The sequence below is a fragment of the Hyphomicrobiales bacterium genome (assembly GCA_016710435.1).
In the GTDB taxonomy this organism is placed as follows: Bacteria; Pseudomonadota; Alphaproteobacteria; order Rhizobiales; family Aestuariivirgaceae; genus Aestuariivirga.
Window position 1 is genome coordinate 1 of the sequence record JADJVV010000026.1, and the last position, 8,455, is coordinate 8,455.

General features: G+C 64.3%; 12 protein-coding genes and 1 pseudogene. All 13 read right to left on the reverse strand.

Annotation, left to right across the window (positions count from 1 at the left end):
* The coding region (locus tag IPM06_19995) for a hypothetical protein (protein ID MBK8772690.1) at nt 1–1,166 on the reverse strand (1,166 nt) is incomplete at its 3' end.
* Nucleotides 1,163–1,453 (reverse strand): hypothetical protein, encoded by a 291-nt coding sequence (locus IPM06_20000; GenBank protein ID MBK8772691.1) that lies wholly within the window; start codon nt 1,451–1,453, stop codon nt 1,163–1,165. The genes IPM06_19995 and IPM06_20000, both read right to left, overlap by 4 nt.
* Nucleotides 1,454–1,714: 261 nt before the next feature.
* Nucleotides 1,715–2,002, reverse strand: a complete 288-nt coding sequence (locus tag IPM06_20005; protein ID MBK8772692.1) for an HNH endonuclease — start codon at nt 2,000–2,002, stop codon at nt 1,715–1,717.
* Nucleotides 1,999–2,181 carry a hypothetical protein gene (locus tag IPM06_20010; protein MBK8772693.1) on the reverse strand — a complete coding sequence of 61 codons (183 nt, stop codon included), beginning with the start codon at nt 2,179–2,181 and terminating at the stop codon, nt 1,999–2,001. Before IPM06_20010 ends, IPM06_20005 begins: the two co-directional genes overlap by 4 nt.
* Before the next feature lie 116 nt (nt 2,182–2,297).
* Nucleotides 2,298–3,095, reverse strand: coding sequence for a hypothetical protein (locus IPM06_20015; GenBank protein ID MBK8772694.1), 798 nt, complete (start codon nt 3,093–3,095; stop codon nt 2,298–2,300).
* The gene (locus tag IPM06_20020; protein ID MBK8772695.1) at nt 3,092–3,871 is read right to left on the reverse strand and encodes a hypothetical protein; all 780 of its coding nucleotides are present in this window, start codon (nt 3,869–3,871) and stop codon (nt 3,092–3,094) included. Before IPM06_20020 ends, IPM06_20015 begins: the two co-directional genes overlap by 4 nt.
* Nucleotides 3,872–3,883: 12 nt before the next feature.
* The gene (locus tag IPM06_20025) at nt 3,884–4,234 is read right to left on the reverse strand and encodes an HNH endonuclease (protein ID MBK8772696.1); all 351 of its coding nucleotides are present in this window, start codon (nt 4,232–4,234) and stop codon (nt 3,884–3,886) included.
* Nucleotides 4,173–4,613, reverse strand: a complete 441-nt coding sequence (ssb, locus tag IPM06_20030) for a single-stranded DNA-binding protein (protein ID MBK8772697.1) — start codon at nt 4,611–4,613, stop codon at nt 4,173–4,175. The genes IPM06_20025 and ssb overlap by 62 nt, the downstream gene beginning before the upstream one ends.
* Before the next feature lie 706 nt (nt 4,614–5,319).
* The gene (locus tag IPM06_20035) at nt 5,320–5,661 is read right to left on the reverse strand and encodes a hypothetical protein (protein ID MBK8772698.1); all 342 of its coding nucleotides are present in this window, start codon (nt 5,659–5,661) and stop codon (nt 5,320–5,322) included.
* A 142-nt stretch (nt 5,662–5,803) separates the two neighbouring features.
* Complete coding sequence (locus tag IPM06_20040; GenBank protein ID MBK8772699.1) at nt 5,804–6,052, reverse strand: hypothetical protein; 249 nt, start codon at nt 6,050–6,052, stop codon at nt 5,804–5,806.
* Nucleotides 6,052–6,942 carry a site-specific DNA-methyltransferase gene (locus IPM06_20045; protein ID MBK8772700.1) on the reverse strand — a complete coding sequence of 297 codons (891 nt, stop codon included), beginning with the start codon at nt 6,940–6,942 and terminating at the stop codon, nt 6,052–6,054. Before IPM06_20045 ends, IPM06_20040 begins: the two co-directional genes overlap by 1 nt.
* Nucleotides 6,939–8,242: pseudogene (locus IPM06_20050) on the reverse strand (helicase). The gene IPM06_20045 and the pseudogene IPM06_20050 overlap by 4 nt, the downstream one beginning before the upstream one ends.
* Complete coding sequence (locus IPM06_20055; GenBank protein ID MBK8772701.1) at nt 8,239–8,424, reverse strand: hypothetical protein; 186 nt, start codon at nt 8,422–8,424, stop codon at nt 8,239–8,241. The pseudogene IPM06_20050 and the gene IPM06_20055 overlap by 4 nt, the downstream one beginning before the upstream one ends.
* Nucleotides 8,425–8,455 lie beyond the last annotated feature (31 nt).

Genomic DNA, 8,455 nt, shown 5'->3' on the forward strand with positions numbered 1-8,455 from the left:
TCGCGCTCGAACTCCGGCAGCAGCGCTCCTACTGGCCCGGCAGGATCAAGTCCGAACTCGGCCACCGGGTGCCGCGCGGCCAGTTCGACCATCCGTTCGGTGAGCCACGACGCGCCCCGGCGACGTTCGACAACTTCGAGCACGCCGTTACCGCAGGCGACGATGGACGACCAGACCTGATTCGGCCCCACATCCACAGCCAGACTCAGCTCGCCTGACGGTGCCGCGTCGGACTCAATCGCCATCCACTCGTCAGCGGACAGGTCTTCACCAGACGAGGGCTCATCCCACCACCCGAGAACTTCGCGGGCAAACTCCTCTGGTGGCATCGACCGGCGCAAGTCGGCGATAGCGTCCTCGGTGACGCGCGTACCCAGCGCCGGGAGGATCTGCCACCAGCGCTCGCGGTCGTCGAGCACGCATCCCTCGTTGGTGGTGGCGTGGTCGCAATCACCGATGACGCATCCTTGGTTGGGTCGGGTGTCGCCCCACTCGAAGTAGGCAAGACGTCGGTCGCCGCGGCGGCCACGCTCGCGCAGCGCCCGCAGGACATCCGAATCAGCCATGCCTGCGCTACTCGCGTAGATGACCTGACCGTGGCGGCGGGTCATCATCACCGGAAGCAGCGCCCCCAAGTGTGAAGACTTCAGCGCGAAGCCCTCGTCGAGCACGGTCTTGTCCCCGGTGAGACCTCGACCACCCGATCGAGTCCGAGCCTTGAACCTGACCTCGCCACCATTCGGCCTGCCGTTGCCCTTGCGTAGTTCGATGCGCTCCCGGCCCTCGGGACGATAGATGCGCTCGACCTGGCGCTCAAGGAATGAATGCGTCTCGATAAGTTCCACAAGGTCGCGGAAGGACTGGCTCGATGTTGAGACCTCGTGTGCCGACCAGACCACCAGCGGCAGCTGCATGAGGAACGTGAACCCGAGATCAATCTGCTTCAGTGCGCCCGTCTTGATGTTCTGGCGAGGCCCGATAATGACAACCTCGAAAGCGGCGGGCCTGTCGTCCTTCATCGCGAACGTTGCATCGAGAATGAGCCGCTGCGGGCCGTCCGGGGCGAACCCCACCTCGGTGCAGAGGTCGGCTACTTCCCCGCCGAGCGTGTAGTCCCAGTCCGGGACCGTCATCCATGTTGGCTTGAGGAATGATGCGACGGTCACGCGCCCGCCATCTTGTCCGCCACGACCAACCGCAGACGCTCCAGCGGATCAGCCTCGACTGTGGCCCGGCTCATCGCGTCACCCAGTGCGGCGCGATGCTCGCGAACCAGCGCAGCGAGGCCGGCGCCCGTGTCAAGCGCTCCACTGTCGATACGGCGAGCGAGTACCAGCGCCGCAATGCCCGCGGGGTCGTCGGTCAACTTGGCGCCAGCGAGCGCCGCCCGAGTTGACGACTCAAGCGTCTCTTGCTCTTGGTCGATCGGTGCTGGCAGTTCAGCGAGGGCCAATTTGTGCGGCGCCCGCCGTGCGATGTCGCGCTTACGCGGCGGAGAGCAGTTCTCACACTTCGTCCGGGGTCGCCCAGCACCCTTCGGGGGCTTCAACTTTGCTCCGCAGTCGGCGCAGTTTCGACCAGGCATCCGACCACACCTCTCAAGAGTTTGCGAACGAGGGCCGCGCAATCCCTAGAAGGTCGCGTGAAATAACGCCGCCGGGCGGGGTCGTGCGTGTGAGCTTTTCCGCGATCTTCACCCCGCCCCCCGGGTTGTTCACCAGTTGCGCGACGCGTTGCGGATCGCTGAGCGCTTGCGGTTGCCGTATGTCGCACCGCGACTGGCGTTGCATTGTCCGCACGCCACCACCCACAGGCTTTCGTCTAACGCCAGGGTTGAGGCACGGTCCACTTCGATGAGATGGTCGACTGTCGCCTTACGCGGATGTCGCGTCGGCACGGTGTCGAATACTTGGGCTCCGCACCAGTGGCAGACCATGGCGCTGACCTTGATGAACTGGGCACGCCGTACTCGGTAGCGGTTGGTGCGGCGCGGGTCGGTCACTGTTCGGCCTCGTCCTCCGCTGACATGGCGGCGATGACACGCTTAGTCGTGTAGCCCTTGATGGCCGCATCGGTGAGCCGGTTGAGCAGGGTGTCAACGTATTCGGGGCTGACGAGTTGGCCCTTGGTTTGCAGGTCTGCTTCCGCGTAGACGCTTCCGATGACTACTCGCAGCATCATGGCGCCTCCAATGACAACAGGCCACCCGCATATGCGTGGTGACCTGGGCGTATTCCTGCGAATACAATCATACAGTGACAGCGCGGGCACGGTTTGTCAAGGATCGACACGCACAGTCACACGCCGTCGCCCCTGAGCGGGTTGAACAGTGTGACGATGACCAGCAGCGGCCACCATCGCGGATCGACTGCCGACGTCGCAGCGATCGCCACGACTGGCGCGGACCACTGGTAAAGCCGCACCGTGTCGGTGGCGGCGAACAGTTGCGCGTACGCGACAGCCAGGGTGGCGAACAGTTGCACACTGGGCGCACCTAGCGCCACGATCGCGCCACCCCACGGCGTGACGAGCACGGGCATGGCGTCGATGACCATCCGGTCGTGATACTTCCTGCCAGCCTTGAATGGATGGGCCAGAATCCATGCGTGCTCAGGTTCGCGCAGGATGTCGCTGCCGGGCTTCCTGACCAGCTTGATGACAGCCGGCACGATCAGCCCGACGAGTAGCAGCGGATGCCAGGCGAACAGGGCAGCGAACACGGGCGCCGACTCTTTCGCTGCGCCTGCCATCAGCACGAGGATGACCGCGGGGATGATCCACCCGTTGACCATGAGCGCTGCTGATGCTGTAGCCAGCCCGAGCGCGGCCATGTCCACCAGCACCACATGCGTGAGCGCGAACCTGACCGACGGCAGGGCGAGCACCAGGGCCGCGGCTGCGATTCCCTGCCAGCCTGGGGCCAGCATTGCCGTGCCGACAGCCAACAGTGCCACACCTAGCCAGGTCGCCAGATACCAGCGGATAGCCGACTGCCCGCACAGCCACGGCAGGAGCGGGCGCAGATGGAACGGGCTGGGCGGGGCGTGGACGGTCAGATACCGGGCCGAGTCGGGGGTGAGAGTGGGAGCCTTCACGAAGCGACCCTGACCGCTGAGATGACCGTGGACAGCAGATATCTGCCGTTGGCCCTGGTGATGCGCCCAGCCCGCGCCCAACGGCGCAACGTTGACGGGTCAACCCCGACCAGCGACCGGACTGCTTCACCGTCGAGCCATGCGGGCGCGTCCGAGTCGTACATGGCCCTGCGCAGCAGCTGCGCCGTCGTCCAGGTGTGGCCACAGTCGCGGCACCTGACAGGCTCGTCAGGGTTGCCCACATCCACACGCAGCCGCCGGCCACATTCTGCTGCGACACCGGGACACCTGATGATCTGCCCAGATTCCACATCACCAACAATCCGGCGGCCCTCCTGGGCGTGGTCGGACCATTCGGCAGCGGCCTCATCAATCGCCGGATGTTTCACCCCGTCACGTTCCAGATGGGCGCGTAGCCACATCAGCACGGTGAGCAGGTCGAACGTGTCAGGTTGCGCCAGGTCGCCGTCCTCGATCCACACCCGAGCCCAGCCAGTGACCGATGTCCACAGTTGCCCGCCAGGGCCACCGGAGTGCCGCCACGAGATCCACGCCGTGCCGCCGGGCAGGGGACGTTCACTGCCGCCCGAGCCGCCGCACGAGATGGACCCGTAGACGGATTCGGTCCACGTTTCGGCGATCGTGTCCAAGTCTCGCCGTATCCGGGCGACACATCCGGGGCAGATCAGCCCGAACGTGGCCTGGTGATGGCGGCAGATCTTGGTGCAGTTGCCGTCGTCGTCGGGGTGGTGGCGGGTGCAGATGATGCAGGACATGAGACTCCTCGGCTAGAACGGGATCGGAACGTCGTAGGGGTGCCATTCGAGGTTGACCAGATACCAGCCGCCGTGGACATAGACCGGGATCTCATACGGGGGTCGGGTGTCGTGCTGGGAGATCAGCCAGCCCTGCTCCAGTGCTACCGCCCGGTTGTCCTCCACCCATCGATGACAGACCCGACAGAGTGCGAGCATGTTTGCCGGCTGGTGAATGTCCGGGTCCGATGTTCCGCCCATCCCGCGCGGCCTGCGGTGATGCAGATCGGCGGGGATGTTGGACAGCCACCGGGCGCACCGTTCACACAGCCCGTCGCAACGTTGCAGGACTGCGGCACGGTGGCCGGTGGGTATCCGGGTCATCAGAACGGGGCTTCACCAGATCTGCCACGAACTGTGGAACCGATGATTCCGTCTTCGCTAGGGCCGGGAATATCTCGGCTTTGACGACCTCGGTGGCTGTTCGCTTCTCGCCGTTGGCGAGTTCGTAGCTGCGCTGGCGCAGTAGCCCGGTGACGTGGACGAGTTGGCCGCGGCGTAGTTGCTCTGCCACGCCTCGCCTTGGCCTTCCCACAGTTCGACGTTCCCAGGAGTCGTGTCGCCGACCCTCCCAGTCTCCTTGCTGAGTCTTTCGTTCGTTGCAGGCGATGCCCAATGTTGCGACCGCTTTCCCAGCGCTGGTGAAGCGCAGTTCTGGGTCTGCTGTGAGCCTTCCGGTGGCGTTGATTGACGGTAATCCCATGTCGTTTCCTCCATTTTGATGATGTTTTCCGTACGTGTTCGCGTGCGATCAGGCCCTAGGTTTTCCCTCTGCCTCAGCCATATCGTTCGTAAGTCCGTCCGTACGTACGTACGTGCATTGCAGTGAGCGTGGCATTGGGCCGTCTGGAGCATTGCGCCAGCGATGCTTGGCAGTCAGGGCTGCTCGGAATACGGCGTCTTATCGACACGAGTTGCCCCGTTTCGCGGGTACACTTCCGCCCATCGGACCTCGCGCGGCGTCCTTGCGCCTTCTTCTTTTGCGACGCTTGGTTCCGCCTTGGATAGGATTCGTCCCAAATCGTCTGAACGGTCTCCCACCGTGCCCTCGCTGATTGGACCTCTCGCCATATGCTGCCACTTCCGCCACGCAGTTGCGCGGCGAGGGCCTCGGATGCTGGTGCCGTGAATGAATGGCAGACAGGACTCCGGGACGAACCCCGAGAGTCCATGCTCGCCGCTGTATCCGAGGCCCGACACGTAGACACATATCGCCTGCCAGCGCTTGCGATGCGACAACTCGATGACCTCTGCGATGTGCGGGCGAACCTTTAGTACTCCACGTGTCGCACACTTGAAGCCCCATCAGCCCTCCTTCATGTGCGTTAGCCGGTAGTGGACCATCCACGTCTCGTAGGTGCCTGTAGTCCACCTGGGCCACTCGCACAGCAGGCAACGCCAGCGCCCCGTCATGTGCCGACCCCGCTGGATATGGCTTCGGCGCGGATGGTGGACGCGATCGTGCGGCCTGCGTCCAACCGTTGCCCGAGGACTCTCAACGAGGTGCGGCAGTTGTCCCATTCGGCGCGGGCCAGTTCGGCGTGCAGATAGTCGGATGCGGCGTCTAGGGTGGCCTGCTGTTTGCGGACCTCCGCCGGGCCTTCAGCCTCTAGGTACGCTTTGGCGTAGGCGCGGCGGTAGGCTGCCTCCATCCGTACTGAGGCGTGCTGGAGACCCTTGTAGTCGATGAGTAGCTCGACCAGTTCCCGGGACAGGTTGGCCAGGTTCTCGTGAACTTCGGCGGCTCTCACGGTTTGCCCCGGACTACAGGGTGGGGCTCAATCTCGACGTGGGTGATGTGGTCATCTTCGGAGAAGGACCGATGTCCGCAGGTGCAGAGCCACACTGTCGCCCCGAATACGGGCGGTGGGCAGACACGCTCCAGGTCGTGATTCATAGCGACTCCAGCCATGCCACAGCCACCGCAGCGAGTTGAACCAACTCCACGCCCAACTGATCGGTGTCGTGGTCGAGCACGGCCCGGGCAACTTCGCCGAGTTCCTCAGCGAGCACCCCGACCTTTGTCATGGGGGCTACGTCGTGGGATGAGCAGTCGCCCGAGCCCCACGCGTGGAGCCCGCCGAACTTGTCCTGCTGTCTCAGCCGCTCATCGGAGATGGCGTCGAAGATGGCTTCGCGGATCACGCTTCCACCTCGTCGAACAGTGACGGCATCGCCAGTTCGGCCTCGACCGCTCGCAGGTTGTCCACCGCGGTACGCCAGTAGGACGGTTTCAGTTCGATCCCGAGCCCGAACCTGCCCAGCCGGACGGCGGTGTGAGGCTCCGACCCGATGCCGGCGAACGGGGAGAACACGGTCTCGCCAACGTTGGACCACAGCCGGATGACCCGTTCGATGAAGTCCAGTTGCAGCGGGCAGATGTGGCGTTCGTCGGCCTGCTCGCGCCCGGTCCTCGCGTTGAGGGTGTTGGTTTCGCGGATGTCCAGCCACACCGGGCGTGCCCAGTCGATCCACTCCTCGTTGCTCACGTCGTTCTTGATCTGGACCTCGTTATCGCCGGGCTTGCGGAACAGCAGCAGGTAGTCGGCTAGTGCTGGGCGCGTCATGGACGAGTCGCGGTTCTTGGTGACGAACATCAGCGCTTGCGCTTTGGTGCGGATCGCCTGGGCTTGCGGGTCCTTGTCGATGGTGACCTCGCCGTGGAAGATCCAGCCGGCGTCCATGTAGGCCTTGATCACTTCGCCGCGGAAGTCTGTGAGCCCGATTACCCCGTGGAACGACTTACTCGTGGTCAACTGCTGAACATGGACCGCGCAGATGCGGCCCGGCTTGGTGATGCGCAGGTTCTCGTCGATGATGAACCTGTAGTGCTCAAAGAACTCCGCCCGTGATGCCGAGTTGCCCAGATCCCGCGGGGACGGGCTGTAGGTGAACAATGAGGCGAACGGCGGCGAGTAGACCGACAGATCAACCGACTCGCTCGGGATCTCTGCCATGCGTTCGCACGAGTCACCGAGCATCAGGTGCCAGTTGTCGCCGGTTTCGTCCGCGGTCATGTATTCGTCGATCATTTCTGGGCTCCTTCTAGGCTTCTGAACTGCGACATCTCTGCGACGAGGTTGGCGGTGATGTCCGCCGCGTCTCGTTCCTTGTTGGCGACGTTGGTCGCGATCTGCTGCTCGACCGAGGACAGGATGATGTGGGCATCCACGACCCTGGTCTGGCCGTAGCGGTAGCAGCGGCGGATGGACTGGTAGTAGGCCTCATAAGAATCTGAGAGCCCGACGAATGCCATCCGTGCGCAGTGCTGCCAGTTCAGCCCGAACGCGGCGAGCGAGGGTTTCGTGATGAGGACTTTGAACTTGCCATCGGCGAACCCGAGCAGGGCTTCGGCTTTGTCTTCAGGGCTCCACGCCCCGTGGACGTTCACCGACCCGGGGATGAGCTTCGCCAGGGTGTCGGCCTCATCGTTCATCCCGCACCACAGCAACCACGGCTCGTCAGGTTCAGCGGCCACGAGTTCGGCGGCGCGCTGACATCTCGCGGTGAGGGTGGATCTGCGGATCTTGGCCCGCCGCCCACTCCCCCGAGGTCGGTGGCGAACAGTTGCCCTTCTGGGGCTTCGTTCACTTCCAGGGTGTGCGGGATGATCTCCAGTCCGGGCAGGTTGTAGCCGTCGTCCGGGTAGCCCATGTCGGAGGGCTTGCGGATTGCTACAGCCCACGAGGACATCCATCGGTACATGGGGCGCTTGGCGTGCCCTTTGAGCCGCCATCCGTCCTGGTCGTGGATGAAGTAGGCGGCGAGCATGTTGACGCGGCTGGACACTCCGAGGAACTCGGCCTGGTTGGTCAGTTCCTCGGGATCGTTGGGTGCCGGGGTGGCGGTGGCTGATAGCCGGTACTTGACGTCCGCGAAGTGGGCGATGAGTTTCGTCCTGGTCTTGCCTGTGGACTGTTTGAGGATGGACGCCTCGTCGAGCACGACCGCATCGAGCAGGTCGGGGTCGAAGTGCTCCACCATCTCGTAGTTGGTTATCCACAGCCCCGGCCCGAGGTTATCCCCAGACCTCGTGTAGGTCGCGGTGATGCCGACCTTCTCCGCTTCCCGTGCGGTCTGGGCGCACACAGCCAGCGGGGCGACGATCAGCGCGGTGCCCTCGTCGGCGGTGAGCCGCGCCCATTCCAGTTGCATCAGGGTCTTGCCCAGCCCGGTGTCAGCCCAGATCGCGGCCCGGCCTGTCGTTGCAGCCCACGCCACGATCTCGCGCTGCCACGGGTGCAGGTATTGGTGGACGTCGTTCGGGTGGAACTCGCGCCCGGACTTCTCCACGCCGGCGGACTTGCGTTCGAGGAAGTCGGCGTAACTCATGCGCTGACCTCCTTGTGCCGGCGCGACCACAGACCGCGATACTTCGCCGGATTCTCCGACCCTTTGATGTCGTCCACGAGCGCGTCTAACGCTTCGGTGGTGGTGGCGGTAGCGATGGCCTCGGTGATCGGATCGGGGCCATCGGCGGGCTGCGGTGGGGCTTCTTGGCGGGCTTTCGCCATGCGCACCTCATGGCCGGTGGCGATGCCCTTC